The following is a 26,933-nucleotide window of genomic DNA, read 5'->3' on the forward strand; positions in this document are numbered from 1 at the left end:
ATCATCCTTGTTTGTGTTTCAACGGCAGCACCCGCAGCGGATCGCCTGCCTGCACGCGAAGCGCGTCGGCCTCGGCCGCGCTCAGCCGGCACACACCGTTGCGCGGCACGCCCGCCACGACGCCAACGCGAAAATCGCCGAGCGACGTATTCGATACCATCGACTTCGGCCCGTCCTGCGCGGCTTGCTCCGCTGCCTCGCCAATTTCAGCCGCCACCAGCACGCTTTCGCGCACCGTGCGCAAATCGGCGATATGGCATTCGAGCACCGGACCCGCGTCGAAAATATCGACGTGATTCTCATAGCGCAGCCCTTCGGCTTCGAGCATGCGGCGCGCGGGGATCGTGTCGTTATGCGTGAGGCCGACGCAGCGCTGCGCCTCTTCCGGCAACAGTTCGACGTACACCGGATAGCGCGGCATCAGCTCGGCGAGAAACGCCTTGCGGCCGTGCGAGCTCAGATAGTCGGCCGCGTTGAAATCGATCTGGTAAAAATGCGAGCCGACCGCGCGCCAGAACGGCGACGTGCCCTGCTCGTCGAAATGGCCGCGCAACTCCGCGCACAGACGCTGCGGAAAACGCTCGCGAAACTGCGCGAGAAACATGAAGCGCGAGCGCGACAGCAAGCCGCCGACGCCGCTCGTGCGATAACGCGGGCTCAGGAACAGCGAGCACACTTCCGCATAACCGGTGAGGTCGTGCGAGATGTTCAGCGCGTGCATGCGCGTCCAGATGCCGAGATCCTGGCTCGCGTGCACGACCGTGCTCACGCGATAGTTGTAGAACGGCTGCTGCAGACCCACCGCCGTTTCGATACCGCAGACGCCGGCCACGTCGCCGGTCGCGGTGTCTTCCATCACGAAGAAATAACCGGCCTCGTGCGGCGCGGCCTGATCTTCCATCGTGCGGCGCGCGCGCTCGACACGCGCCGCGAGCGCATCGCGATCCGGTTTGAAGGTGGTCAGGCCCGGCCCGGTTTCCTGCGCGAGCCGCATCAGCGCATCCACATCGCCTCGTTGTACTACGCGAACGACGATCATTGCGCGTCTCCCGATTGTTCATCCTGCGGCTGATGCAGCGGCACGCAGCGCACCGCATCGCCTTCCCGTACGCCGAGCGCGGCGCGCGCCGCCTGTGACAACCCGGCGCCCGACGCCTTGCCGAGCGCGAGATCGCCGAGCACGCAACGGAACTCGCCGGCGGCGCCGTTGTGCGCGATCAGGTACGTTTCGCCGTGCGTCGCAGATGCCTCGCGCACGACGCGCGTTTCGTTGTGCTGCACGCTGACACTGCGATCCACCTGCGCGGTCAGTACCGGACCCGCGTCGAAGATATCGACGTAGCGATCCGTCTCGAAGCCTTCCTCGAGATGAATCTCATAGGCGAGCAGCGCGTTCGCGTCCGGCTCGCCGAGCACGCGCTGGGCCGCTTCGGGCAACAGCGGCACATACACGGGATAGGTCGGCATCACTTCGGCGATGAAGGTGCGGCTGCGGCCGCCCGATTCGACTTCGATGTCGGCGAAATCGCGGCCGAAAAATTTGCGCCCCACCGCTTCCCAGAACGGCGATACACCGTTTTCGTCCGTCACGCCGAGCAGCAGCGAGAACACCTCGGGCGTGAAGCGCTTGCGATTCGCGGCGATGTACATCATCCGCGCGCGCGACATCAGTTGCGCGGCCGCGTCGCCGCGCAGCGACGGGTCGATGTAGTAGCCCGCGAGCCGGCTCTTGCCGGTCAGCTCGTGCGACATCGTCAGCGCGTGAATCTTGCGATTCACATGCAATTCGCGCGACGCATGAATCAGCGCGTCGTTGCGAAACACGTAGAACGGGTCCGCGTAACCGGCCGCCGCGACGATGCTCGCGGTGCCCATCAGCTTGCCGGTCTCCGAATCTTCGAGCACGAACAGATAAAACTCCTCGCCCGGAAAATCGACCTCCGCGCGAAACGAGTCTTCCGACAACGCGACCCGCGCTTCGAGCGCGCGCCGGTCGTGCGGCAGGGAATGCAGCACCGGCTGCGCGGTGCGTGCCATATGCTCGAGCGCATCGAGATCGGCAAGGCGGCCTGGACGTACGAAGAGCATCATCGTTCCTGTTGAATGTGACGCATGATCCGCTGCATCAGCGTGGGCGTGCGGGACTGCCTGAACATCAATGCGACGCCGCCTGCGCGTTCGCGCCGACGAGTTCGCCGAACGCCGTCTCGAGACGCGCGAAGCCTGCGGCCATGTCGTCGAGCGGCATGATCAGCGACGGCACGAAGCGCAGCACGTCCGGGCCCGCCATCAGCATGATCACGCCGTGCTGGCCGGCCGCGGTGACGAAGTCCTTCGCGCGGCCCCGGAACGTGTCGTTCAGTTCGGCGCCGATCAGGAGACCCTTGCCACGCACTTCGGTAAATAGTCCGAAGCGCTCGTTCAGTTTCGCGAGATGCCCCTTCAGCACTTCGCTGCGCGAGCGTACGCCTTCGAGCAGCTTCGGGTCGCTGACGAGTTCGACCACTTTTTCCGCGATCGCCGAGCCGAGCGGATTGCCGCCGTAAGTCGTGCCGTGCACGCCGACCTTGAAGTGCGCGGCGAGCTCTTTGGTGGTCAGCATCGCGCCGATCGGGAAGCCGTTGCCGAGCGCCTTCGCGGTGGTCAGGATGTCCGGCGTCACGCCGGTGTCCTGGTACGCGTAGAAGAAGCCGCTGCGGCCCACGCCGGTTTGCACTTCATCGAAAATCAGCAGCGCGTTGTGCCGGTCGCACGCTTCGCGCAGCGCCTTCAGGAACGCCGGATCGGCCGGGATCACGCCGCCCTCGCCCTGGATCGGCTCGACGATCACCGCGCAGGTCTGCGCGCCGATCGCCTTCTTCGCCGCTTCGATGTCGTTGTACGGCAGATGCGTGATGCCGGCCGGCACCGGGCCGAAGCCTTCCGAGTACTTCGGCTGGCCACCGACGCTGACGGTGAACAGCGTGCGGCCGTGGAACGACTGCGCGAACGAAATGATTTCATCCTTCTGTGCGCCGTGACGGTCGAACGCGACGCGGCGCGCGAGCTTCAGCGCGGCCTCGTTCGCCTCGGCGCCCGAATTCGCGAAGAACGCGCGGTCGGCGAACGTGAGGCTTTCGAGGCGCTTCGCGAGGCGCAGCACCGGCTCGTTCGTATAGCCATTGCCGATGTGCCACAGCTTGCTGCCCTGCTCATGCAGCACCTTTAGCAGCTCCGGATGCGCATGACCGAGTGCGGTGACGGCGATGCCGCCGGCGAAGTCGATATAGTCGCGGCCTTGCGTGTCCCACACGCGCGAGCCGAGACCGCGATCCGGTACGAAGGCGGCGGGGGCAAACACCGGCACCATGACTTCGTCGAAGGTCTGGCGTGTCACAGTCAGGTCGTTCATGGCAATTCCTTTTACGGGTGACAGGTAATACAGCTAGTGTAGGAAACCGCGCGCGGCACGTCTTGCGCATACGCGACGCTTTCTATGAGGTTCCGCGCGTCGTCGGGCCACAGCGGGTACTTTTCGTGCAGGCGTTTCGTTCGGACTCGTCAATCGAGCTCGGGCCGCTCGATCAGCGCGGCCGGCCGCGGCTCGCTCGCGCCGCCGTGCGCACCGGTCTGGCGGTCGATCCAGTTGCGGCGATCCTCGCGCGGCGTGACGCCGAAGCGCTCCCGATACGCATTCGAAAAGTGCGCCGCCGACGAAAACCCGCATGCGAGGCTGATCTGCACGACGGATTTGCTGGTGCGCTGCAATTGCGTGCGCGCCTTCGACAGCCGCAGCCCCAGATAGTATTTGGACGGCATCGAGCCGAGATACTGGCGAAACAGGCGCTCGAGCTGCCGCCGCGAGACGCCTACGAAGCCGGCGATTTCATCGGTGGTCAGCGGGTCCTCGATATTGGCTTCCATCAGCAGCAGCGCGTCGTTCAGGCGCGGGTGTCGTTCGCCCGGCGCGGTCACGAACGGAATGCGCTGACGCTCCTCGCCCGCGCGCAGCACGCCTACGCCGAGCGTATCGGCGATGCGCTCCGCGAGTTCGGGCCCGTGCTCGCGGCCGATCATCGCGAGCATGAAGTCGACGGTCGCCTGGCCGCCCGCGCAGGTCGCGCGATCGCGATCGATTTCGAAGATCTGCTGCGTGACGATCGAGCGTTCGAACTGTTCAGAGAACTGCTGATAGGTTTCCCAGTTCACGCTGACGCGATAGCCGGACAGCTGCCCCGCCATCGCGAGCCACCACACGCCGTGGTGGATACCGGTGACGAGCGGCGTGCGCTGACCGACGCGCGCGAGGCTTGCGAGAAACAGCCGGTAGTCGGCGAACTGCTGGAACCGCTCGCTGACGATGATCAGCCAGTCACACGCGATCGCGTCGCCGAACGCGGCATCGGCCGGCCATTGCGCGCCGCCCGACAGTGGCACCGCTCGGCCGTCCCACGAACATACCTGCACGCGATACAGCGCGCGGCCGTCGATTTCATTGGCGAGATTGAGCGCGTCGACGATCGGCCCGACGCCCGACATCGACACGGGCGGCAGTGCCACGATCACGACCTGGGTCGTGCGAGCCGGGCTGGACGTGCGGGCCATCGGGTGTCCGTGAAAAGCGAGCCGCGCGTTACTTCAGACTGCCGGACAGGAACTGCTTCAGGCGCTCGCTGCGCGGCGCGCTCAGCACCTCGGCGGGATTACCCTCTTCCTCGGTGCGGCCCTGGTGCAGGAACATCACGTGGTTCGACACATTGCGCGCGAAGCCCATTTCGTGCGTGACGACGATCATCGTGCGGCCTTCCTCGGCGAGCTTCTGCATCACCTTCAGCACTTCGCCGACGAGTTCGGGGTCGAGCGCGGAGGTCGGTTCGTCGAACAGCATCACGTCCGGGTCCATCGCGAGCGCGCGCGCGATCGCGACACGCTGCTGCTGGCCGCCCGACAGATGCGACGGATACTGCTTCTCGAGACGCGGTGCGAGCCCGACCTTCTCCAGATACTCGCGCGCCCGGTCCTCGGCTTCCTTGCGCTTCAGACCGAGCACATGAATCGGCGCTTCGATAACGTTTTCGAGCACGTTCATGTGCGCCCACAGGTTGAAGTGCTGGAAGACCATCGCGAGCTTCGTGCGGATGCGCTGAAGCTGCTTGTGATCGGCGACTTCGAGATTGCCGGCGCGATCGGTCTTCGTCTTGACCGCTTCGCCGTCGACGACGATCTGCCCGGCGTTCGGCCGCTCGAGAAAATTGATGCAACGCAGGAAAGTGCTCTTGCCCGAGCCGCTCGCGCCGATGATGCTGATCACGTCGCCCTTGTTCGCGTTGAGCGACACGCCCTTGAGCACTTCGTTGTCGCCGTAGCGCTTGTGGATGTCCTGTACGGCGAGCTTGCAAGCTTCGGTTTGAGTGGTATGGAGCAAGACGCTCTCCCAGTGAGAATACGGATCGGTCTGGTGCGGACGCCGCCGTGCCGAAGCTCGAGGCGCCCGATGCTATGTCGTCAACGCGGGCTCAGTGCGTGCGCACCGCGAGATGCGCGAGCCAGCGACGCTCGGCGCGCCGGAACAGCGCAACCAGCGCGAACGACACCACGAGATAAATCAGCGCCGCGAGCCCGAACGCATTGAACGACTGGTAAGTCGCCGAGTTCGCATCGCGCGCGACCTTCAGGATGTCGGGCACCGTGGCCGTGAATGCGACCGTCGTCGCGTGCAGCATCAGGATCACTTCGTTACTGTACAACGGCAACGCGCGGCGCAGCGCGGACGGTATCACAATGCGCCGGTACATCGTGAACCCGCTCATGCCGTAGGCACGCGCCGCCTCGACTTCGCCATGCGAGGTCGAGCGGATCGCGCCCGCGAAAATCTCGGTCGTGTACGCGCAGGTGTTCAAGGCGAACGCGAGGATCGCACAGTGAAAGCCGCTGCGAAAGAACGCATCGAGCAGAGTGTGCGAACGCACGAACGCGAGACTGTACACGCCGGTGTAGATCAACAGCAGCTGGACGTAGAGCGGCGTGCCGCGAAATACGTAGGTGTACAGACGTACCGGCGTCGACAGCCAGCGCTTCTTCGACACGCGCGCGACCGCGAGCGGCACCGCGCACACGAAGCCGATCGCGATCGACGCGACCAGCAGCCACAGCGTGACCGCGAGACCCGACAGGCGCTGCCCGTCCCAGAACAGATACGCCTTCCAGAATTGATTGAGGATGTCGATCATGACGCTCAGAGCTCCGCGTGTCGCACGCCGATCGAATAGCGGCGGTTCAGCCAGATCAGCGCGACGTTCGATACGGTGGTGATCGCCAGATAGATCAGCGCGGCGACGAGGATGAAGAAGAACATGTTGAAGGTACTCTTGCCCGCGTCCTGCGCGGCCTTGACGACGTCGGCGAGACCGATGATCGACACGAGCGCGGTGGCCTTCACGAGCACCTGCCAGTTGTTGCCGATGCCGGGCAGCGCGAAGCGCATCATCTGCGGGAACAGGATGCGCGTGAACACGCGCACGCCGCTCATGCCGTACGCGCTGCCCGCTTCGAGCTGGCCGCGCGGCACCGCGAGAAAGGCGCCGCGAAAAGTCTCGGTGAAATACGCGCCGTAGATGAAACCGAGCGTCAGCACGCCGGCCACGAACGGATCGATGTCGATCTGCTCGATGCTGAACATGTCGGTCAGATCATTGAGCCAGATCTGGATGCTGTAGAACAGCAGCAGCATCAGCACGAGGTCGGGCACCGAGCGGATCAGCGTCGTGTAGCCGGTCGCGATGACCCGCAGGGGCCGGTTGAACGAGAGTTTCGCCGCCGCGCCCGCGAGGCCGAGCAACACAGCGGCCGCCAGCGACAGAACGGACAGCTCGATCGTCTGGAGCGTGCCGGCGAGCAGCACGGGACCAAAGCCGTATAGGAACACGCGTGTCTCCATCCAGGTTCGTTGAATTGGCGCGGATGGCGGCGGCTTCATGGGCTGCTCGCTGCTCCGGTATGGCGCGGAGTCTCGCAAGCTGAAATCAATTTCTCAAATATGGGGCGGTTGATTCGCTGCGTCGCAACATGGCACTTCGCCGCACGACGGAACGCTCGTAGCGCTTGGTTTCACGGGGGTTATCGTGTTGTCGCGCGCGCCGCGCGCGCCTGGCCGTGCGGCGATTTAGCAAGTTTCGGGTCGCTTTTTCGATAGGCCGCGCCGACGGCGGTGGCGCCGCCCGAACGCGTCGCGCCGTTACATCAGCGCGTCCACGCCGGCTCCGACGCCTGACAGCCCGCGCTCAGTCGAGCCCGAGCCGCGCGCGAATCGCAGGCAGCATCTGCTCGACCGCCTCGCGCCCTTCCTCGATGGCTGGCGCCGCGCGATGAAAATCGAAGATGCCCATGCCGCCGAGACGCGGCTGGATCAGGATATCGGCCGGTTCGCCAGCGAGCCGGCTGCGCGTGATGCGCACCTGCATGATGTCGATGCTTTGCGCGATCGAACTCAGCATCGACGGCACGTTCGCGCTCGGCTTCGGCGGTACGCGCACGTCGTCGGTGGCGCTCGCCTCCGCCGGCGCGAGCCAGCGCGGCCACGGCTTGCCGTTGCGGCGCAGCGCGACGGGCGGCGGTGCGGTGGGATCGAGCGCGGGCGTTTGGATGACCGGGCCGCCGAAATCGCGGCCGTTCAGGATGTCGTTGTTCAGATCGATCGCGATCACGCAGTCCGCGCGCATGCCCCGCGCGACCGACACCGGCACCGGATTGCTGAGCCCGCCGTCGACGAGCCACACGCCGTTGTGCCATACCGGCGTGAAGATGCCCGGAATCGCAATGGATGCGCGCACCGAGTCGATCGTGCTGCCGTCCTGCAGCCAGATTTCGCGGCCCGTGTCGAGTTCGGTCGCGACCGCCGCGAACGGCATCTGCAGTTGCGCGATCGAGCAGCCGGCGAATTTGTCGGCGAATAGCTGGATCACCTTGCGCCCGCCAAGCAGGCCGCCCGAGATGCGCAGATCGAGCAGCCGCACCACGGTCTGCCACGTGAGGCGCGACACCCACTCCTCGAGCCAGTCGAGATCGCCGTTCGCATAGACCGCGCCGACCAGCGCGCCGATCGACGTGCCGCACACGACGTCGGGCCTGATGCCCGCGTCTTGCAGCGCGCGAATCGCGCCGATATGCGCCCAGCCGCGCGCGGCGCCGCCCCCCAACACCAGCCCGATCCGGCTGTATCGACGTCGACGTATCATGCCTACCCCGCTTTTTCGGCCCGCTTATCCGGCCGTCTTCTGATCGACATTGCCCCTCGCCTATCGCCCGCGAATCACGTCCGAGCGTGACGTGGTGTACACCCTCTGGTTCCGGTCGAAGTGAACGTTAAAGATGCCTTCTTCGGTCACGCCGCCCTCGCGCCATTTCCAGCTCCACACGGTTTCCGGCTTCAGCGGAAACACCGCAACCTGTCCAGGCTTGCCGAGCAAGCGCCGCACCTCGTCCTCGGACATGCCCGAGCGAACCTTCGCGAAGTTGTCCGCGGTCAGCACCTGCGTGATCGCCTGCAGCTTGCCGTCGCGATCGATGTCGACCATGTAGGTGTTCAGGCCTTGCGGGCCGCGCGGATATTCGAAGCGCTTCGAGCCGTCGGTGAAGCTGCGCGCGGTCTCGGGCCTGCCCATCTGCGCGAGGATTTGCGCTTCGGTCGTGACGCCCGGCGTCATGTTCTTGAGCAGCAACACGTCCGGTTTGACGGCGTTGAAAAAGTCCTTGAGTTTTTGCACGGCTTGATCGCTCTGCTGTTGGTCGCAGCCGGTCAGCGCACAGCACGCTATCAGTAGCGTGACGCCCAGCGGTTTGAGGCTCACTTCGGTTCCTGTCCGGATGTGCGGGATTTGTCGTCGCGGCGCCTGGCCGGTCTGTAGTGTGTACTACAAGGATAACCGCGCACGGAGAAAACCGCGAGCAACGCAGGCGCGACGGGTGCGGCTACGCACGCAACGTGTTGCGCGCAGCGCTAAGGGATCGGCTGAGGTCGGTTGAGATGGGCACGCCAGAAGCAAAAAGGCGACGCTGTGTACAGCGTCGCCATGTCGGTCGATAGGATCAACCGGAAGTGACGGCGGCTCATTAGCCGCCTCGCGCGAAGCACCGCGGACGACGCGCAGCGGTCTGCTCCAGACGAAGCGATGAGCAACCTTGGCTACTCACCTTGCGCCATCGCCGAATGACAAACCGCTGCCTTTTATGGCCGCCCTGGTCCCTCGAAAAGCCTTCCAGATGCCGCTAATCTAAACGCATCGGAGGCTTTCGACGAGAGCGCGTTTACACCGAATCGGCAGAAGATTCGCGCGGCGCAAGGGGGGCCGCCCCCCCCCCCGGATCGCCGGCCAATCAAATCACACGAAAGCCGTGCGTGCCGTCGCGCGCGAGTTGCGCGACGAGCCCATGCTCCCACTCCAGATACGCGCTCATCGCTTCGCGCGCGTTCTCGGTGCCCTCATACGGCCGCTGATAACGATCGATCCGCGGCGACGCCATCCGCGTGCCGCCCGACTCCACGGGCAAGCCCGCGTCGATCCACGCGGTCGTGCCGCCGCGCAGCACCTGCACCGGCCGCCCGGTCGCCGCGGCGAGCTCCGGCGCGACGAAGCGCGCGAGCACGTCGCTGCCGCACGTGAGCACATAGCGCTTCGCATCGGGCAGCGTGCGCAGCGCGTCGGCGAGCTGACTGCGGATCACGAACCACGCGCCCGGAACATGCCGCCTCAGATAGTGCGTGCTGCTCGTGAAGTCGAGCACGACGGTTCCCGTCGACTGCAGCAGCGCGGCGAGCTCGGCCGGCGCTATGTCGTCGACGTCGGGCGGCGTGACCGCGTTGCGCGCCAACGGCGTCATGCCCTTCTCGGCGAAATCGGCCGCCGTCAGGCCATCGACCACGTACACCTCTACGTTCATCTGCGCGAGCCACGATGCGGTCATGTTCGCGCGCACACCGTCGCTGTCCGCGAGGATCACGCGCGCGCCGCGCACCGTCACGAACAGGTCGGTTTCCTGCACGAGCTGGCCGCCCGGTGCGCTGCGAAAACCCGGCACGTGGCCCGCCTCGTATTCCTCGGGGTTGCGCACGTCGAAGCGATAGACGGTACGCACCGCTTCGTCGGCCCAACGGCGCGCTTCGTCGCGCGACGTGCGGCGCACGCGCGCCCGGTCGGCAACCGCGCGCGCGCCGTCTGCCGCGGCGAGACGGGAAACGTCGTCGACCGCGCCTTCGACACGCCGAGCGCTGCCATGCGCGAGCGGTTGACCGGCGAGCGTCCAGCCCATCGTGCCGTTGCGCAGCGCGGCCACCGGATTCGGCACGCCCGCGTTGATCAGCGACTGCGCGCCGATGATGCTGCGCGTGCGCCCAGCGCAATTGACGATGATGCGCGTGGCCGGATCCGGCGCGAGCTGCCGGGCGCGCAGCACCAGCTCCGCGCCCGGCACGCTGATGCTGCCGGGGATGTTCATGGTCTGAAACTCGTCGAAGCGGCGCGCGTCGAGCACCACGACATCGGCCTCGCGATCGAGCAGCGCCTGCACCTGCTGCGCGGACAGCGACGGCGTATGACGCACGCTTTCGACCAGTTCGCCGAACGCCTTGCTCGGCACGTTGACATCCTTGAACAACTCGCCGCCCGCTTCGCGCCAGCCTTGCAGGCCGCCTTCGAGCAAGGCGACGTTGGTATAGCCGAGTTCGGCGAAGCGCTCGGCCGCACGCCTCGCGAGGCCTTCGCCGGCATCGAACACGACGATCGGCACGGCCGGGCGAGGCAGCCGCAGCGGCGCGTCGAGTTCGAGCCGCGACAGCGGCAGATTGGCGGCGAACAACGGATGACTGCGCGCGTGCGGATCTTCCTCACGCACGTCGACGAGCGCGATCTCCTCGCGGTCGAGCAATGCATGGCACACGTCTTGGAACGACCGGGTACGAAACTCTTTGACGACACTCATGGGATCGGGAACTCCTTTGCTACATTCCAGATTTCCGGCAACGGATCGCATCACCGCACCGATACTTAACCGTACACTCGAATTCCGATCGGCGCACGGTCACTCGCTGGATTAGTTATTCGGGCGCACTGCGAATGCGAAGCACCGCCGCGCGAACACGCTACGCACGCGCAATTTCCGCGCCACGCGCCGCATCCCCGTCGTGCCTCATCGCGCCGCGTCGGTCCCGCCGACCCTTCAGCCGACAGGGACATCGCCGCGCCGCCAGCAGAAAAGGCGCCGCTTTGCCACAATGCCCCATCGCGCGAAAGCGCCGCCCATCGCAATCAACAGACAATGATCCCCTTCTCGGTTCTCGATCTTTCGCCGGTCACCGCGGGTGCCACGCCGGCTGACGCGTTCAGGAACACACTGTCACTCGCGCAGCACGCGGAAAAGCTGAACTACAAGCGTTACTGGCTCGCCGAGCATCACAACATGACCGGTATCGCGAGCGCGGCGACCTCGGTCGTGATCGGCTACGTGGCCGGCGGCACGAAGACGATTCGCGTCGGCTCCGGCGGCATCATGCTGCCGAACCATGCGCCGCTCGTGATCGCCGAGCAGTTCGGCACGCTCGCGTCGCTGTATCCGGGGCGGATCGATCTCGGCCTCGGCCGCGCGCCCGGCACCGATCAGACCACCGCTCGCGCGCTGCGCCGCGATCTCCAGGCGAGCGCCGAAACCTTCCCCGACGACGTCGTCGAATTGCAACGGTATTTCGCCGAGCCGGTCGCGGGCCAGCGCATTCGCGCGGTGCCGGGCGCGGGCCTGAACGTGCCGCTGTGGCTGCTCGGTTCGTCGCTGTACAGCGCGCAACTGGCCGCAGCGCTCGGGCTGCCGTTCGCGTTCGCGTCGCACTTCGCGCCCGATTACATGATGACCGCGCTGCAGGTGTATCGCACGCAGTTCCGGCCGTCCGCGACGCTGGCGAAGCCCTATGCGATGGTCGGCGTCAATCTGTTCGCCGCCGACACGAACGACCAAGCCGCACGGCTGTTCACGTCGCTGCAGCAGCAGTTCATCAATCTGCGGCGCGGCACGCCGGGACAATTGCAGCCGCCGGTCGAGCGGCTCGACGCGTCGGAGATGGAGTTGAACAACGTCGCGCGTGCGCTCGCTTGCACGGTGCTCGGCGATCGCGACGCAATCCGCGAAGGTCTGCAATCGATCATCGAGCAGACCGGCGCGAACGAGTTGATGCTGACCGCGCAGATTTACGATCACGCCGCGCGGCTGCGCTCGTTCGAGATCGGCGCCGAGGTGCGCGATGAAATGATGGCGGCCAGATAAGCGGTTCGCGAATCGATCGGCGGACACGGCGACGCACGAAAAGAGGGCGGCTCATGCCAAGCCGCCCTTGTCTTTGCACTGAGTTGGGGCCGGTCGTGTGAGAAGCCGGCCCGATGCCTTCGGGGTCTAGAAGGCGCTTTTTATAACGCCCCCGTCGGCCCGCAACGCGGCTCCCGTCGTGGCCGACGAAAGCGGACTGGCGATATAGGCCACGAGCGACGCGATTTCCTGCGGCGAACCAAATCGCTTGATGAGCGAGGTGGGACGGACCTTCTCGAAGAACTCTGTTTCGAACGCTTCAAACGATTTGCCGTCGGCCTTGGCAAGGGTCTCCACGAATTCGCCCACTCCCCGCGATTTCGTTGGCCCCGGCAGCACGCTATTGACTGTAATGCCCGTGCCGGCAACGGCTTCGGCGAGCCCCCGCGAGACTGCCAACTGCGCGGTTTTCGTCATCCCGTAGTGGATCATTTCAGCAGGAATCTGCACCGCACTTTCGCTCGAAATGAAAATGATGCGCCCCCAGTTGGCCTGCCTCATTGCAGGCAAAAACAGGCGAGCGAGGCGTACCCCACTCAAGACATTGACGTCGAAGAACCGCTGCCAGTCCGCGTCGGGGATCTCTTCAAACGGCTTGGGCTCGAAGATGCCCAGGTTGTTGACCAGAATTTCCACGTCCGGATAGCGTCGCGCGAGCTCTTCTGCTGAAGCGGCGGTACTGAGATCGCCCGCAAATCCCTGCACGTCGCTGCCCGTCTGCGCTTTCAGCTGCGCGACCACGTCGTCCACAGATGACTGGGAGCGGCCGTTCACGATCACACGAGCGCCCTCCTGCGCCAACGTGCTCGCGATAGCGAAACCGATGCCGGCTGTGCTGCCGCTCACCAGCGCGAGTTTGCCTGTCAGATTCAGGTCCATGAGTGGTTTCCTTTCAATGGATGAATTAAAAACGGCGACATCGGGGCCTTGAACGTCGGAAGCCGCCAGGAGCTTCACGTACGTGTAATCGATGCGCCACCATCGACCAGTGAGGCGGTTCGGTCAAGAACGCCTGCGATTCGTTGCTGTCGTTCATGCCGGGATACATCTGCGTGTCCACAGCGCCCCGGCAACACCGATTAAGTCAGGATCGGGCATAGAGCCTCGCTTTCGAACAGAAAAAGACTAGATGAGGTGAAGGAAAACAAGGCCATGTCAGCGATTTTCCAACTTCGTTTGGCTAAGTGATGGTGGCGCCCAGACTCACATCATCGCGATTCACCGGGGGGATGCGCTCCGCGCAGAGCACGCCCGGATGGCATGACATGTGCGTTGTGTGCTGCAGGCAGCCGGCCGCTCAAATGTTTCTACAACCCTCTTGTTCAAGGAGACACATCATGAACACACTGACCATCGACGACATCCAGAACTCTGCAGAACTTGATCACCAGGAGATGACCAGAATTCAAGGTGGCCGGATGAAACTACCCGGCCAGCACATCGGCTCGATTCTCACGTCCGCTGATGGCGACCCTGTCGGCGTCTATGTCGACGGCGTGCTGCAAAACTCGGTCACCGACGGCTTCTACCACGGCTGACAGCAAAGGAGGCGCGCAGCCCTGCGCGCCTGATGCCGTCGGTGTGGCAGCCTACCTGTCGTGGAGCTGGCTCACCAGGTAATCGATGAGCGCACGTGCTCGAGACGGTAAAAAACGATTCGACGGATAAAGCAGCCAGACCGGTCCCATATAGGGACGCGCCTCGAATTCCCAGTCGGTCAGCACCCGCACAATGTCGCCCCTGGAAATCGCCTGCGCAGCGGCAAAATCGGGCAAGCTCGCAATGCCCAGGCCATGCAGCGCAGCATCCAATCGCGCGCCCGCATCATTGGCGATGTATCGGCCCTTCACTTCGACCGACTGTGTCTCTGAGTCGCGGCGGAAATGCCATCGATTGTCGTCGACCGTCTCCCCTAGATACATGCATGCATGCCGGTCAAGGTCGCGTGGCTCGGCCGGTGTCCCCCATTCCGCGAGATAAGCAGGTGACGCGCATAGAACCCATTTGACCGCTCCAAGTCGCCGGGCAGCAAGGCCTGGCGGAGGCGAACGCGTGAGTCGGATCACCATATCGACATCGTCACGTAGCGGATCGACTTCGTGGTCGGCGAAGACCAGATGGACATCCACGTCGGGCCACATGCGCAGAAATTCGGGAACAAGCGGATGGATGACAGATCGCGCGAATGAAATCGGCGCACTGATGCTGACCTTGCCTCGCGGATCACCCGTCACTTGTCCAGCGACGTCGACGGCGCCCGACGCTGCGCCGACCATATCCCGGCAATACCGGTAGACCTGCGCGCCTGAATCCGTCAAACGGATGCTACGGGTCGAGCGCTCAAGCAACCGCGTGCCAAGCGAATCCTCAAGACGCTTGATCTGTCGACTGACAGTCGACGGTGTACTGCCCAGTTGCCGCGCGGCAATGGAGAAGTTGCCGGCGTCGACAACCCTCGCAAACGTCGCCATGTCGGGTAGCAACGCAAAGAGTTCATTGGGATTCATCGCGACCCTCGCACCCTCACCAGCTATTTGTGCATCTCAAACATAAAAGATGTTCCACTGACCCGGATTATATTTCTCAATGCAATACCCGACAATTTGGGCCGTTCGAATGAAAAACATAAGGTCCGTCATGTCGAAGCAAAAGAGCCCGTTATGGATATCCGACCTGATGCTCCTTGCGGTCGCGATGGTGTGGGGCACGAGTTATGGGGTCGTGAAAGGCGCGCTCACGATCTATCCCGTGCTCGGTCTGCTGGCGTTGCGCTTCGGGCTGACGTTCCTCGTGTTGTCGCCGGCGTTGCGCTCGCTCCGACACGTCAAAGCGTCCGCCTTGCTGGGTGCGCTCGGCTCCAGTGCAATCCTGCTCGGCATCTTTTTGGCCGAGACTTTCGGGATAGCGCACACACGCGCGTCGAATGCGGCGTTCCTTATCAGTCTGTGTGTCGCGCTTACGCCGCTGGTCGAATGGGTGTTGCTACGACGAAAGCCGTCGAGTGGCGAATGGATCGCCGTGGGCCTGTCGCTGACGGGCGCCGCGTTCGTGAGCGGAGGCGTGATCATTCCGACCGCGGGCGACGCGCTGATTCTTCTTGCGGCGTTACTGCGTGCGCTGATGGTGTGCGTGACCAAGCGTGTGATGCGCGAATCGGAACTTGCTCCGCTGTCGTTGACGGCGGTCCAGGCAGGCGTCGTTGCATTGGGCAGTGTCCTGGCGGCGTTCGTGTTGCCGTCACAACATTGGGATGCGCTGCCGTCGCTCAGTGGGCACGGTGACTTCTGGGCGAGCATCGCTTACCTCGTGCTCGCCTGTACGTTGTTCGCTTTCTTCGCACAGAACTTTGCCGTCAAGCGCAGCAACCCAACGCGCGTCGCTTTGCTGATGGGAAGCGAGCCCGCGTTCGGTGCGCTATTCGCATACGCATGGCTCGGTGAGCATCTTTCTGGCTGGGCATGGTTTGGCGGAGGTCTGATGGTACTTGCATCGGTGCTGGCGGCGGTTCCGTTTAAAAGGGACGCCAACGCGGCGTTCGAAATGCATCCCGCCACTTCGGTCGACGGTTAGCCTGTCTTTAGGTCGCAAGCGGCTGCTGGCCGGCTACAGCCTGTCCCCAAGCCCCTGAGCTGCCCTTCGGCCGAGTCTAGCTGCAACGGCGGCTTTGAAGCCAGAACGGCCGAAAGATCGATGAAAGCAGCAGGGCGGCTTTCCGGCGACGACGCTTTGAAGGGGGCAAACTAGGATGCTTTCCGGCAACGCCTCGCTCAGCGACACCACGCCTCGCAGACGAGGCCACAACCGGTTCTGCCCCCCGCAACTGAGGAGTTCCACGATGCCAGCACATTCGCTCAACTTAAACGATCGCGTCGCCTTGGTGACCGGCGGCTCGCGCGGAATCGGACGCGCCATTTCGATCGCGCTTGCCTCAGCCGGCGCAGCAGTCGCCGTCAACTATCGGCAACGCGAGAACGACGCGGCCGACGTCGTCGCGGAAATCGAACGCGCCGGAGGCCGCGCGATCGCGGTATGCGCCGACGTATCGGTCGGAGACGACGTCGAAGCGATGATCGCGGAGGTGGAAAACCGCCTCGGCCCGATCGACGTGCTCGTGAACAACGCGGGCACCGCGACGATCGTCGATGTCGACGATCTCGCGGAAGCGGAGTTCGATCGAACGCTCGCCGTCAATCTGAAATCGGCGTTTCTCTGCACGCAGGCAGTGCTACCCGGCATGCGCGCGAGGCGCTGGGGCCGCATCGTCAACGTCTCGTCGGCCGCCGCCCGCGGCCCCGGCCTGGTTGGCGTTCACTACAACGCATCGAAAGCCGGCCTCGAAGGCTTGACGCGCGGCTATGCTGCACGGCTCGCCCGCGAAGGGATCACCGTCAACGCCGTTGCACCGGGACCGATCGACACCGAAATGGCTGGACCGCTTAAGGCGTCCAATGTCGCAGAAAGGCTGCCCGTCGGGCGCCTGGGCGAAGCGAGCGAGGTCGCGGAGGTCGTGCTGATGGTCGTCGGCAACGCATTCATCACGGGCCAAACGATCCCCATCAACGGAGGCGCAAGCTTCATATAGCTCCTTGGCCGCATCGCGCGCGGGCAAGATCCGCTGCGCGAGCGTTGCGCCCGGTCAGTGCACCGGCGTCCTTTGTTATCGCCGGATCGTGGGCCGCTTCGGCGGCGAGAATGGTCGCGCGAGCAACGCAGTGCACGCCCCATCTAACCACGCATGTTGGCCGGTCTCAGCCTGACGTCGACCGGCAGCATGCGCCCCATCCGGACGCTCTGCATGCGTCGGCACGTGTCTCCGAAGTCGGCAAATGCAGCCGTGTATAAGTTGCATCGTACGGATGAATTCGACGCCGTGCCTCGTAAAGCTGCTGCTTGTCGACTACGGACGCGCGCAATAGTGCTCGAGGTTTTCGTGGATCAAAGGGCGGGCTTAGCTCGGTTGCAATTCTAAAGTTCATACCAGTGGTGCCGATAAATGGCTTGCTGGTCCCTGATTGCCAGGGATCGCCATTATTCAAAGGCGCTGGGCTGTTGCGCGTCGACGCTCTCCATCCACAGATAAAGAATATGAAGACCAAAGCACTTTCAAAGTCCGTGCTCGCCGCGGGTTTTGTTGTCACAACACTGCTCACGGGCTGTGCTTCGCTTCCGAAAACCGACCTTGCCGCCAGCAATCGACAAAAGCTCCATACGATCGCCATGATGGACGTCAAGGAACCGCGCGGGGAGAGCGTGGTCAACTTCGGTGGCGCTGCCGGAGCATTTGGATTGATTGGTGGATTGGTGCAAGCCGGGGTCAACGCCAATCATACGAGTACGTACACGCAGCGTGTGGCGAGCGAAAAGATCGTTTTCGCTCCCGTTGTTGACGATGGCCTTACAGCGCGACTTTCCAGTTCCGGCTATCAGATCGTTGCGTTGCACGGCCAGAACGTGAAGCTCTCAAGCGATGGCAAGTCAGACGACTTCTCAGATGTCAAGACCGACGCGGATGCCATCTTGAGCGTGTGGATTACTTCGTTTGGCTATGCATCCCCACCGGATACAGGCGACTTCATTCCGTGGGTCGTCATCCGTGCGCGCCTGCTCGATTCGAAGTCCAGGCAGGACATGTACTTTAAGACATTCGCTTGCGGCTGGGACATCAAGGCCAATTCGATTCATATCGAAGCGGACGCCAAATATCGTTATGGCAGCTTCGGCACGCTGACCGACCAGTTCGATCAGTCGGTGGCAGGCCTCAAGGATTGCGAACAGGCGGTCGTCGCAGCAATTGGGCAGGATTTGACGCAGCCGCAGTAAGCGGGTTGATAGCCGCAGCCGTTCTCTGCAGTTCCGGAATGAGGTCCTTGCGTGTCGACCCGGCTGCGCGTAGTCGTCGAAATTGGGTGAGGGTATGTTGCTGCAAGCGTTGGCGATTCATCGACACATTGCGGATGCTCGGCGTAACGGTTCCTTCAAGTTATATCGACCTGATCGCCTGCTGTTCGCGTGAAAGCGGGCGTATGGACGCGGCCAAAACGCGTGCTGAACGCGGCGTTCTGAAAAACCGACCGTTCAGATCGCGCCGTATCGGCTTGGCAGAAATTTGGAAAGGGTAAAGCGACACCCGAAAACCGAGTACTTTTGCGTTTTCATAACACTATCCTATTTGTCGCGCACCGCCTGCTTGCGATGCGAGATGACGGTACGCGGCATTCTTCTGGGATTGATGAAGGCACTTACAAAACGTTACAATTTGTCAAACCGACTGATAGAATCGCAAGAAGTCACCCTGGGGGTCAGTTGGTGGCCGCAGCACCATAATAAATTTATGAATAAAAGGATAAAACTATGTCAGTCGGCTTTACGAAAAGCGTCTTTGCTGGTTTGATCAGTGCTTGCTTATTGGCGGCGTGTGGCGGCGGAGGTGGCGGAGACAGCGGTACTTCGGCGGCAAATTCAAATTCAAGTTCAAGTTCCGCTCCTGTAGGTGTTATTACCTCCACTAACGCTCAGGATACTGTGGCATATGCGTATTCCGGGGTACAGGACTTAGGCACTCAAAGTAATACCGGAGCATCGCTGGCAACAGGCGTGTCCGTAGAGACCCCAACAGCTGGCCTCATTACGGCGTCGCTTGCGCAGCTTTATAAAGGCGTTGCTGTACAGCCGGTCAATAACCTCGTAACCGGTGTAACGGCCTCGAGCACAGGTGCATGTGCAAGCGGAGGGACAATTTCGGTATCTGTCAGCGAAGCGAATCCGGGGACAGTCAGCAACGGCGATAGTATGTCGATTACCGCCAATAATTGTTCGGAAAATGGCGAGGTAATGAACGGCCAGATCACTTATGGATTTAGCAACCTTTCCGGTACGATTGGTTCGGGCACGTCATGGGGTGCTACGCTCACCCTTAATTACGCCAATATGACACTGCAAAGCGGCGGCGTCACTATCGGTGCCAACGGTGATATGTCTCTAAGCTACCAACAATCTGGTTCCCAAGTTGCCACTGCTGCTGTCAGCGGATCCTCACTCCAGATGAATCTGACTGAGAGCGACGGAACCGTCATTAGCCGTAAGCTGACGGCCTATAGTTTTAACGGTTCAATCAATGGCAGCAGTAACACGTCAAGCGCAAACTTTACGTTGAGTGGCAGTTCGCCCAAGCTTGGTACCGTCAATTTCAGCGTGAAGACCAACGCACCGTTCCAAGCCGTTGGCGCAGCGAGTCCGTCGACTGGATCAATGACGGTAACTGCAGCAGATCAGAGCAGCGCCACGCTTACCGCAATTGACAGCACCAATGTCAGGATCGATATCGATAGCAATGGCGATGGGGTCATCGATCAAACGATCAATACCACCTGGGCGGATTTGATGAACCGAATTTAAGCAACGATTCATGATTAATGGGCGCGTTTAAGCGCCCATTTTTTATTTCTTCCCTCGGATAAACACAAATTCATTGCATTCCATGAGGCAAGTTGTCTTATTTATCGTTTTGATCACTGGATTAGTTTCTGGTAGATCGGCCTATGCACAGTGGGAATTTTACGGTGCCGGGGGAATTCGGTACGCAACCACGGATGAAGTTGACATCAACCGAAAGCAGCTAGTAAAAGAGCACGGCTTCCTTCCCGGCCTTGAATTCAAGGCTAATTACAAAAGAGGCGACTGGCTTGTCAGCTTGAGCGGTGAAATTTATGGAGGCAATCTTACCTACGACGGCCAGATGCAGAGCGGAATGGCGTTTTCAACAAACACGAGAACCAGACAGTTTCGCATGACGACTGAAGTGGGGCGATACATCTCCGACGCAGTGTTACTCCTTGCGGGCACCGAATGGGATTATTGGAAGCGAGATATTCTGGGACAAGGCGCCACACTAGGACTGAAGGAAGAATACAACTCCTGGCGATTTCTTGCGGGAGTGCAAACACGTGTTTTGCAGGCATCATGGTCAGATATCTATCTGACCGGCTTGCTCGTCGCGTCATCCCCCGAGCATCTCGAAGTGAACTTCGATAATCAGTTATTTGACCACGTAAATTTCTCGACTAGATCTGCGATCGGCGCACGGTTCGCACTCGAAGTACGGCCAAAAGCAGTTCCCAACGTCAGTGTCGAGAGTGATTTCGAATGGATGCGTATCGGTCGCAGTGACGATGCGATACTGAGCAAGGGCGGCTCTCCAGTCGGGACGGTGGTGCAACCTGAGCATGTACGTAAAGCGATTGGTATAAAGGTAAAATATCGTTTTTAACTTATTCACGGTTAAGGTTTGAACGCGAGATAACTGGTGACGCTTAGTTGTCAGTAACGGCGAGAGGCTCTTCGGCCGACCACAACGGTTCATTGCGTTCGATGCATCATCGCCGCCCGAACGGCGGGTAACTTGCTGTCAGGCCGACACCGGCATGTCGGCTCTATGCCACAAGTGAACTAGCCTTGTGGCCGACTACCGCCTGTCCGCAGGCGGCCCTCTCCGGAACGCCGCGATGGACCAAAAAATAGCCCCAGGCTGCTTCGCTTAACGCAGAGCGACGCAGGACTATGACTGCGGGACAGAAACCCACGTGATCGATCAACGGTTTTCCGGCGCCGCTGTCAGCCCTCCAACAGCGCCTTATGAAACGCCTGCGGGGTCCTGCATCTGCGGCGCGTGACCGAGCCCCGCGAATTCGACCAGCGTCGCACGGGGAATCGCCTTCGCGGCCGCGCGGCCCAATTCGGGGTAATGGCCAATCTTCGCGCGCACCTCGGGCGGCGCTGCATCCTTGCCGATCGCCGTCGTGTCCTTCTGGCCGATCAGCAGCACCGTCGGCATGCCGAGCTGCCCCAGCTCATAGACGACCGGTTACGTGCAGGCGTGTCGACTATAAACAATCCACGAAAAGCGCCGAAAGGCTTGCCAGTCTTGCGTTTGCGGTATTCACACGTGCCTTCGTTGCACCGCTAAATTTGCGCAGGAGTCGTTCGTGCTGATCTAGCGGGCTGAATCTCGGAGGATCACGCCATGTGCTATCAGGGGTGCCGTCAATAAAGGGATTTTTTCGTACGCCAAGCGCTCAGGGCGTGCGTCCCGAGCGTCGCTGATCGACCCGTTGCAGCCCGTCGCCCGGTTTCCGCGAAAGTCTTCACCACGTTCAGAAGGAGCCGTTCCAACGTTATCCGGATGTGGCCGCGCGCTGGAATCGAGGTAGCCCCGATTACCGCCACACTATTGGTGCTACCGTCGGAGCCATGCCCCCCACAGATTCGCTCCCTATTTTTTCTCGACAAGCGCGTCTACTTCGCTTTTCCAAAAGGTGAACGATTCAAGAATGATCGGCAGCAACTCCTGGCTCGTTCCGTCCTCACTTTTAGCTATGGCGGTTAGCGTCAGAGGGCTACTAGCGTCCATTGCACTAGTGCCGAAATCCGCCTGCGGAGCGCTCACTGGCGCGCAATGCTTGGCGTTGGTGGCTAAATCACGCACACGCTCCAGAACGGAGCATGCGGCGTACCGAGCTTCGCAGTCGGCAGCGAGCGCATCATAGTACGCACGCTTCGTGGGATATTGGACTGGCTGCTCATTAAAGTACCGGTCATTCATTTGATGCAGCGAAATTAGCGCATGAATTACTAGCCTGACGTTATGCGGATTCGCCTTAGCATCCTCAACATCAGGAACGATAACAACGTCAAAGAAATCTCGCGCGGTAAGAACGGGGCTCTGCATCATTTCATCCTTCTCGGACTTTTCCGTTTGCTTCGATCACCTGATTTAATAACACCCGGCCGTAGTCCTTGACCTGCCAGTAGCGCGCTTCTTTCAATGAAAAGCTGATCTTCCCGGTCGCTTGGCCGATGATCCATGTGCAATTAGAGGCTGCTTCCTCGCCGCCATCAACGACCAAGCGGAGGTACAGATCGTCGCCTCGCCTTTCAGCAACGCGTTGCTGGCTGTAACCGCCGGACATGTCCTGAGTTACGCCTTGAAAGGGAAAGCCGATCTTGGTGGCGCTCCACGTCAGGAGTGCGCCAGCTTTGTTAATCGTCAATGTCCCATCGGCATGGTATGCCGCCTCGCTGCCGCTCTTGAGTGTCTCCATGAGACTGACGACCCCATCAACAGCTTCTTGTACTTGTTCTTCGGTCATCCCATCGGTAATCTCGTACATCCATTTCATCGACGGCTCGCGATGGGAGTCGGTTTTGATGGAAAAGAGCGCTAATGCGGCGCCTACAGCATGCAAGCGATCGAATACCTCGTCGGTCTCTCCATAGCTGATTCTCTCGATTCCGTCGAGGCTGAACGCGAGGGACACGTCACGCGTCGGTTTGATGAAATTGAACAGCGACATTTGCTGGCTCCTGACGACCCTGTCTGCCGGACGTTTATCGTAGCCGAATTCGCCTCGCCAAATGGCGACTCGTCGTTCGTCAGCAGACGTTCGCCATGCGACTGCGAATGGCACTTCATGGCCGAACTGTGATGGTCGCAGCTGGTCGGGTGGTCCAAAGTAGCCTGCTGGCCAGCAGGCTGCCCTCGTCTTTTCAGCATCCGGAGCAGGCGCGCGCGCGATCATCTGCGCGCGCGATACTGGCGTAACGAAAGCGGTGTCACCACCACCATGGAAGCAACGCACCGCCATCTTTCCGATCGGTGCGATCACTGCGGCGCCCCGCATCGCCGCCGTCGCGGTCCTCATCACGTTCTTCGCAGCGGCGCCCGGCTTTCGGCAGGCCACTTACCTTGCGAATGTACCCCGATCTCCCCTCAGCTTCAGCAAAGAACAGATCGCCCTCGGGTCCAAACGCGAGCCCCCTGGGACCACCACCTATGCTAGCTTCAGTGGCAAGGCCGCCGTCGCCGCCGTAAGAGTCCTGCCCGTTGCCGGCAATCGTCGTGATGATGCCGGTTTGCCTATCCACCTGGCGCACGCGGAAGTTGAAGGTATCGCTGATCGTCAGGTTGCCCGCACAGTCGAACGCGATGTGTGTCGGGAAGTTCAAAAACGCGTCGGTCGCCAGAATGCCTTCTCCGTTGTAGCACGCCGGGCCCCCAACCTGCTGGCAGGGGCCCCCCGCGCCGGCTACCTTGGCGACAACTCCAGTCCTTGCGTCAAATCGGACGACATTTGGCGGAGCGGGATCGACCACGTATAGGCCGCCGTGCGGGTCGAAGGCCATGGTCACGATGTAGGTGTTGCCCAGGTCGACGACGGTCGAGATAATTCCTGTTTGATGGTCCACGCGCCGGATGCGGCCGACCGCCGAATCGGCAATGTACAGATCGCCTTCCCGATTCACGGCGACATCGTTTGCATACATGGTTGCTTGCGTGGCCGGCCCACGGTCGCCGCGATTGGGCACGTCGGGAGCACCCGGGCCAGCAACCGTGGTAATGACGCCGGTGTCCCGATCGACCTTTCGCACTACATGGGCGAACGGTTCGGCAATGAATACGTTCCCTGCCCTGTCAAGCGCAACCCCTGTCGGATAGTCGAGCATGGCCTGCGTCGCAGGGCCGCCGTCGCCGCTATAGCCTTCTTGCCCGTTGCCGGCAATGATAGTCACCGTTCCGTTTTTGTGATCGATGCGTCGAACAACGCGATATGTCGGTTCGGCTGTATATATGTTTCCCCATCGGTCCGCCGTGATGGCTTCGGCCTGGATTCCGGGCGCGCCCACGCCGCCGAGACCGGGGCCGGCGAAGGTGCTGATGATCTGCGCTGCGGCGGGGTGCGCTATTGCAATCAGCAGTAGTGCGTAAAGGCCGCGCAACATGACCGCGATGCTCGGACAGGTCTGCGTTCCGTGTGACATACATCCTCCTCTTCGGTGTCACCGAATTGTCACGACTATTCAGAAAAAGTCGTTGTCGCGGAACGCAGGATGTTGTGACCAGGAATGCAAGCCCGAAAGCCTCCAAACCGCCCAACACTTCATCTTAGTATTGCGTTTCGAAAAGCAAATAAATGTTTAGGCTCCTCCTTAGGACGGACACAATTTGCCGTGCTGTTGGGAAACGGAAATAGCTGGGCTTGGGCAAGCTTGGCTAGACTCGAACGCACGGAAAACGCTGGACTTCGCCGCCGAGTTACGTTCTTATGGCCAGCTGGTTTGAGCATTGAAGTTTCGGTGGCTAAAAGTGCTGAACGATCAGACTTCATACTCTTGCCATCGCGCCGCCTGATGGCCGCGACGGGCTGCACTCGACCCATTGCTGACAGTCGATCGGTCAGAGGTGCAACGGCGGGTATCGGAGTTGAGCCGTCGCTCGATACTGCGGCTCACGGACGTCAAATAGAGCGAAACCTGCTGCCAGCAGTCAGGTCCCAGTCTGGATTCCGCACACCGGCACGCGAAGGCCTAACTCTTTGCGACGGGTGCAGGAGGTACGGGCAGGATGATCTCAGAAGCAACCTTCCAGTCCTTCCCGACCTTTATCCAGTTGATGATCATCAGAAACGGCTTGGGAGTTCCGTCCTGCCCTGCATACGAGACCGTGATGTTCACCGGCGCGTAGGATTGCGCTACGTCCGGCGTCAAGCCGACGACCTTGAGCTTTGAGTAATCCGGTCGGAGGACGACCGGGCCGGAGGTGCCGATGTCGTGCAGCTTCCGATCGATTGCCTCGTTGCCCCAGAAGCCTGCCCAGTTCCCCTCGGAGGGAATTGCGCTTTTGGCGACGAGAAGGGCCGAGGGGGATTGCCAGAACATCTCGTGCAGAGCCTTGAAATCGTGCCGGTTGGCTAATTCCATGAGCTCGCCGAACTCTGATTTGATCGTGTTCAAGGCCTGAGCGTCCAGCGGCTCCTTGTAAGCGGCAGGAGCAGCCGCGAGAGATCCGGCGGAGACGGTCAAGGTGATGGCAGCGGCCAATAACGTCCTGTGCATGGTCAGCATTCCTTTGGGGATTCCATAGCTTCGTTGTGGTGCGGAGCAATCCTACGCGGCCTTCCCGGCGGAGTTCGCCGCGCCCCAGAGCGAGCCCGGATTAGCGTGATTGGGGGTAGAGTTCGAGCATCGCGTCGTAGAGTTGGACGACCACCTCGGGACACAAGGCCCAGCATATTCGATCGGCTGATCGGAAATCTTTAAATTCCCTACGTCCGTTTTCTGGCGTGCGCTTAACTCCTCCCGCTGGGGATGCGGATTTCGCGTCATTGCGCTCGTATGTGCGCGGCGTCGAGCCATGCCCGTCACCCCCTTCAACTCAAAGATGCTGTCAATCTCAACCGGGATGCCCATCGGCAACGAATGCACTCCCAGCGCGCTTCGAGCCGGCAGATTGTCTTGCCCAAACAGCGTCAGCAACAGATCACTGGCGCCATTGGCCACTTGCGGATGCTGGGTGAACGACTGTGCTGTACGCACGTAAACTGTTAGCCGGCTACATCGCCGGACGTTGTCGAGTCCGCAGGCCTGTTCGACACAGGCCAAGATCATGAGCATCGTTAGGCGCGCCGCGTCTTGAGCCTTTTCCAGAGAAATATCGCGAGCGACCATTCCCACGATTGGCTTGCCATCCTCGAAAGGGCCGAGCCCCGATACATACAGTTGATTCCCCGAAACGGAAACCGTTCGATAGGACCCAAGTGGGTTGATGGGCGATGGCAATTTTAGGCCCGCTTGCGCGAGGCGTTCGGATACGTTCATGTTCGGGCTCAACGTAACGTGAAAAGGAATGGACTTGGCCTGATGAAATTAGCGCGATGCAGTGAGTTCAACCGTCCGATACACCGAACGACGTTCGTCGGTTGAGGCTCGATACGCTCGCGGATGCTTGTCCTGCCTACGATGCATTGACGCAATCGATCAGTTCGGTCAACGCATCACGTATCAAGAAGCGTGCGAGTCCCGTTCTTCAGCCCCTGATATGTACGCACTACGGGAAAGTCAATCTCCGTGTTTACAACGACGTTGGCGTAGTTCGTCAAGACGCTCAGTGCGATGTGCACGACAATCTCGACGATCTGCGCATCAGTGTAGCCGGCCTCCTTGAGAACGCGCAGATCTTCGTCGGACACGCGGCCACGTTCGTGCGCGACCTTCGCGGCGAACTGCACGGCAGGGGCAGCCTTTGGTTCATTCGAGCCGCCATTTCGATTGGCGGACATTTCCGCATCGTCAAGCTTCGCCACGTTCTTTCCTAAATAGCTGTGCGCCGACATGCAATAGTCGCAGCCGTTGATTTCGGCGACGGCGAGAGCAATACGTTCGCCGGTCTGTGCTGGAAGTGCGCCTTTTGCCAAGGCTCCGGCCAGACCGAGGTACCCCTCTAGCGCCGCGGGGCTGTTGGCTATCAGACGAAACAGATTCGGTACAACACCCAGTTTCTTGTTGACGGCCTCCAGGAAGGGCTGAGAAGCAGCTGGTGCATCTGCGATCGTGGCGGGTATCTGAAGACGGGACATATCGGTTCTGCCTTTTGAAAACACGAGAAATTGTCGAAGACAACGGACGCGTATGCTTCTATTGGAAAGGGCATCCCGGCACAGACCATCGAAGAGCGGCCTGCAGGACGGTGCGCGGAAGCCCGGATATCGCAGCCCTCTGCCCAGAGCAACACACTCGAAGGCAAAGCGCGGGATGACGAAGCCTCCCGCCTTCGCTTC

General features: G+C 61.5%; 24 protein-coding genes and 2 pseudogenes. 7 read left to right on the forward strand and 19 right to left on the reverse strand.

Annotation, left to right across the window (positions count from 1 at the left end; genetic code table 11):
• Position 1 precedes the first annotated feature (1 nt).
• From astA to OKW45_RS25500, 10 genes are all read right to left on the reverse strand, one after another.
• Positions 2-1,039 (reverse strand): arginine N-succinyltransferase, encoded by a 1,038-nt coding sequence (gene astA, locus OKW45_RS25455; protein WP_184008656.1) that lies wholly within the window; start codon positions 1,037-1,039, stop codon positions 2-4.
• Positions 1,036-2,088 carry an arginine/ornithine succinyltransferase subunit alpha gene (gene aruF / locus OKW45_RS25460; RefSeq protein ID WP_429473356.1) on the reverse strand — a complete coding sequence of 351 codons (1,053 nt, stop codon included), beginning with the start codon at positions 2,086-2,088 and terminating at the stop codon, positions 1,036-1,038. Before aruF ends, astA begins: the two co-directional genes overlap by 4 nt.
• Positions 2,089-2,155: 67 nt before the next feature.
• Complete coding sequence (locus OKW45_RS25465; RefSeq protein WP_429471814.1) at positions 2,156-3,391, reverse strand: aspartate aminotransferase family protein; 1,236 nt, start codon at positions 3,389-3,391, stop codon at positions 2,156-2,158.
• A gap of 149 nt (positions 3,392-3,540) precedes the next feature.
• Positions 3,541-4,584 (reverse strand): GlxA family transcriptional regulator, encoded by a 1,044-nt coding sequence (locus OKW45_RS25470; protein ID WP_018418517.1) that lies wholly within the window; start codon positions 4,582-4,584, stop codon positions 3,541-3,543.
• Positions 4,585-4,612: 28 nt separating this feature from the next.
• A complete protein-coding gene (locus OKW45_RS25475) occupies positions 4,613-5,404 on the reverse strand; it encodes an ABC transporter ATP-binding protein (protein WP_018418518.1) in 792 nt (263 codons plus the stop codon).
• A gap of 91 nt (positions 5,405-5,495) precedes the next feature.
• On the reverse strand, positions 5,496-6,209 hold the full coding sequence (locus OKW45_RS25480; RefSeq protein ID WP_429471816.1) for an ABC transporter permease: 714 nt from the start codon (positions 6,207-6,209) through the stop codon (positions 5,496-5,498).
• A 5-nt stretch (positions 6,210-6,214) separates the two neighbouring features.
• Positions 6,215-6,904, reverse strand: coding sequence for an ABC transporter permease (locus OKW45_RS25485; protein WP_429473357.1), 690 nt, complete (start codon positions 6,902-6,904; stop codon positions 6,215-6,217).
• 355 nt (positions 6,905-7,259) lie between these two features.
• Complete coding sequence (locus tag OKW45_RS25490; protein WP_429471819.1) at positions 7,260-8,213, reverse strand: patatin-like phospholipase family protein; 954 nt, start codon at positions 8,211-8,213, stop codon at positions 7,260-7,262.
• A 60-nt stretch (positions 8,214-8,273) separates the two neighbouring features.
• The gene (gene bamE / locus OKW45_RS25495) at positions 8,274-8,825 is read right to left on the reverse strand and encodes an outer membrane protein assembly factor BamE domain-containing protein (RefSeq protein WP_429471821.1); all 552 of its coding nucleotides are present in this window, start codon (positions 8,823-8,825) and stop codon (positions 8,274-8,276) included.
• Between the two features lie 526 nt (positions 8,826-9,351).
• Entirely contained in the window at positions 9,352-10,953 is a 1,602-nt protein-coding gene (locus tag OKW45_RS25500; RefSeq protein ID WP_429471823.1) for a rhodanese-related sulfurtransferase, read from the reverse strand.
• A gap of 336 nt (positions 10,954-11,289) precedes the next feature.
• Here OKW45_RS25500 and OKW45_RS25505 point away from each other — a divergent pair, with 336 nt between their 5' ends.
• A complete protein-coding gene (locus OKW45_RS25505) occupies positions 11,290-12,285 on the forward strand; it encodes an LLM class flavin-dependent oxidoreductase (protein WP_018418524.1) in 996 nt (331 codons plus the stop codon).
• 126 nt (positions 12,286-12,411) lie between these two features.
• On the opposite strand, the gene OKW45_RS25510 is transcribed toward OKW45_RS25505, so the two are convergent.
• The gene (locus OKW45_RS25510; RefSeq protein WP_429471825.1) at positions 12,412-13,203 is read right to left on the reverse strand and encodes an SDR family NAD(P)-dependent oxidoreductase; all 792 of its coding nucleotides are present in this window, start codon (positions 13,201-13,203) and stop codon (positions 12,412-12,414) included.
• Positions 13,204-13,661: 458 nt separating this feature from the next.
• Here OKW45_RS25510 and OKW45_RS25515 point away from each other — a divergent pair, with 458 nt between their 5' ends.
• Positions 13,662-13,862 carry a hypothetical protein gene (locus tag OKW45_RS25515; RefSeq protein ID WP_018418526.1) on the forward strand — a complete coding sequence of 67 codons (201 nt, stop codon included), beginning with the start codon at positions 13,662-13,664 and terminating at the stop codon, positions 13,860-13,862.
• A gap of 51 nt (positions 13,863-13,913) precedes the next feature.
• Here OKW45_RS25515 and OKW45_RS25520 read toward each other — a convergent pair whose 3' ends face one another.
• Positions 13,914-14,831, reverse strand: coding sequence for a LysR family transcriptional regulator (locus OKW45_RS25520; protein WP_026225476.1), 918 nt, complete (start codon positions 14,829-14,831; stop codon positions 13,914-13,916).
• Positions 14,832-14,961: 130 nt separating this feature from the next.
• Here OKW45_RS25520 and OKW45_RS25525 point away from each other — a divergent pair, with 130 nt between their 5' ends.
• The 5 genes from OKW45_RS25525 (at position 14,962) to OKW45_RS25545 (ending at position 20,590) form a co-directional block, all read left to right on the forward strand.
• Positions 14,962-15,894 (forward strand): DMT family transporter, encoded by a 933-nt coding sequence (locus tag OKW45_RS25525; RefSeq protein WP_429471827.1) that lies wholly within the window; start codon positions 14,962-14,964, stop codon positions 15,892-15,894.
• Positions 15,895-16,159: 265 nt separating this feature from the next.
• Positions 16,160-16,906, forward strand: a complete 747-nt coding sequence (locus OKW45_RS25530) for an SDR family NAD(P)-dependent oxidoreductase (protein ID WP_429471828.1) — start codon at positions 16,160-16,162, stop codon at positions 16,904-16,906.
• Between the two features lie 503 nt (positions 16,907-17,409).
• Entirely contained in the window at positions 17,410-18,144 is a 735-nt protein-coding gene (locus OKW45_RS25535) for a hypothetical protein (protein WP_026225477.1), read from the forward strand.
• A gap of 531 nt (positions 18,145-18,675) precedes the next feature.
• Positions 18,676-19,719, forward strand: a complete 1,044-nt coding sequence (locus OKW45_RS25540; RefSeq protein ID WP_429471831.1) for a hypothetical protein — start codon at positions 18,676-18,678, stop codon at positions 19,717-19,719.
• Positions 19,720-19,801: 82 nt separating this feature from the next.
• The gene (locus tag OKW45_RS25545; RefSeq protein WP_429471833.1) at positions 19,802-20,590 is read left to right on the forward strand and encodes a hypothetical protein; all 789 of its coding nucleotides are present in this window, start codon (positions 19,802-19,804) and stop codon (positions 20,588-20,590) included.
• A 344-nt stretch (positions 20,591-20,934) separates the two neighbouring features.
• Here the strand turns inward: OKW45_RS25545 and OKW45_RS25550 are convergent.
• The 7 genes and pseudogenes from OKW45_RS25550 to OKW45_RS25580 all read right to left on the reverse strand — a co-directional run.
• A pseudogene (locus tag OKW45_RS25550) lies at positions 20,935-21,184 on the reverse strand (alpha/beta fold hydrolase); the annotation flags it as partial.
• Between the two features lie 408 nt (positions 21,185-21,592).
• Positions 21,593-22,051, reverse strand: coding sequence for a hypothetical protein (locus tag OKW45_RS25555; RefSeq protein ID WP_429471835.1), 459 nt, complete (start codon positions 22,049-22,051; stop codon positions 21,593-21,595).
• A 1-nt stretch (position 22,052) separates the two neighbouring features.
• A complete protein-coding gene (locus OKW45_RS25560; protein ID WP_429471838.1) occupies positions 22,053-22,673 on the reverse strand; it encodes a hypothetical protein in 621 nt (206 codons plus the stop codon).
• 259 nt (positions 22,674-22,932) lie between these two features.
• Positions 22,933-24,138 (reverse strand): NHL domain-containing protein, encoded by a 1,206-nt coding sequence (locus OKW45_RS25565; protein ID WP_429471840.1) that lies wholly within the window; start codon positions 24,136-24,138, stop codon positions 22,933-22,935.
• 546 nt (positions 24,139-24,684) lie between these two features.
• Positions 24,685-25,221, reverse strand: coding sequence for a hypothetical protein (locus tag OKW45_RS25570; RefSeq protein ID WP_238325714.1), 537 nt, complete (start codon positions 25,219-25,221; stop codon positions 24,685-24,687).
• Positions 25,222-25,521: 300 nt separating this feature from the next.
• Positions 25,522-25,974, reverse strand: a pseudogene (locus tag OKW45_RS25575) (RidA family protein); the annotation flags it as partial.
• 176 nt (positions 25,975-26,150) lie between these two features.
• On the reverse strand, positions 26,151-26,732 hold the full coding sequence (locus OKW45_RS25580; protein WP_429471842.1) for a carboxymuconolactone decarboxylase family protein: 582 nt from the start codon (positions 26,730-26,732) through the stop codon (positions 26,151-26,153).
• Positions 26,733-26,933 lie beyond the last annotated feature (201 nt).

It is taken from the genome of Paraburkholderia lebeckiae, from assembly GCF_050436225.1.
Classification (GTDB): Bacteria; Pseudomonadota; Gammaproteobacteria; order Burkholderiales; family Burkholderiaceae; genus Paraburkholderia; species Paraburkholderia tuberum.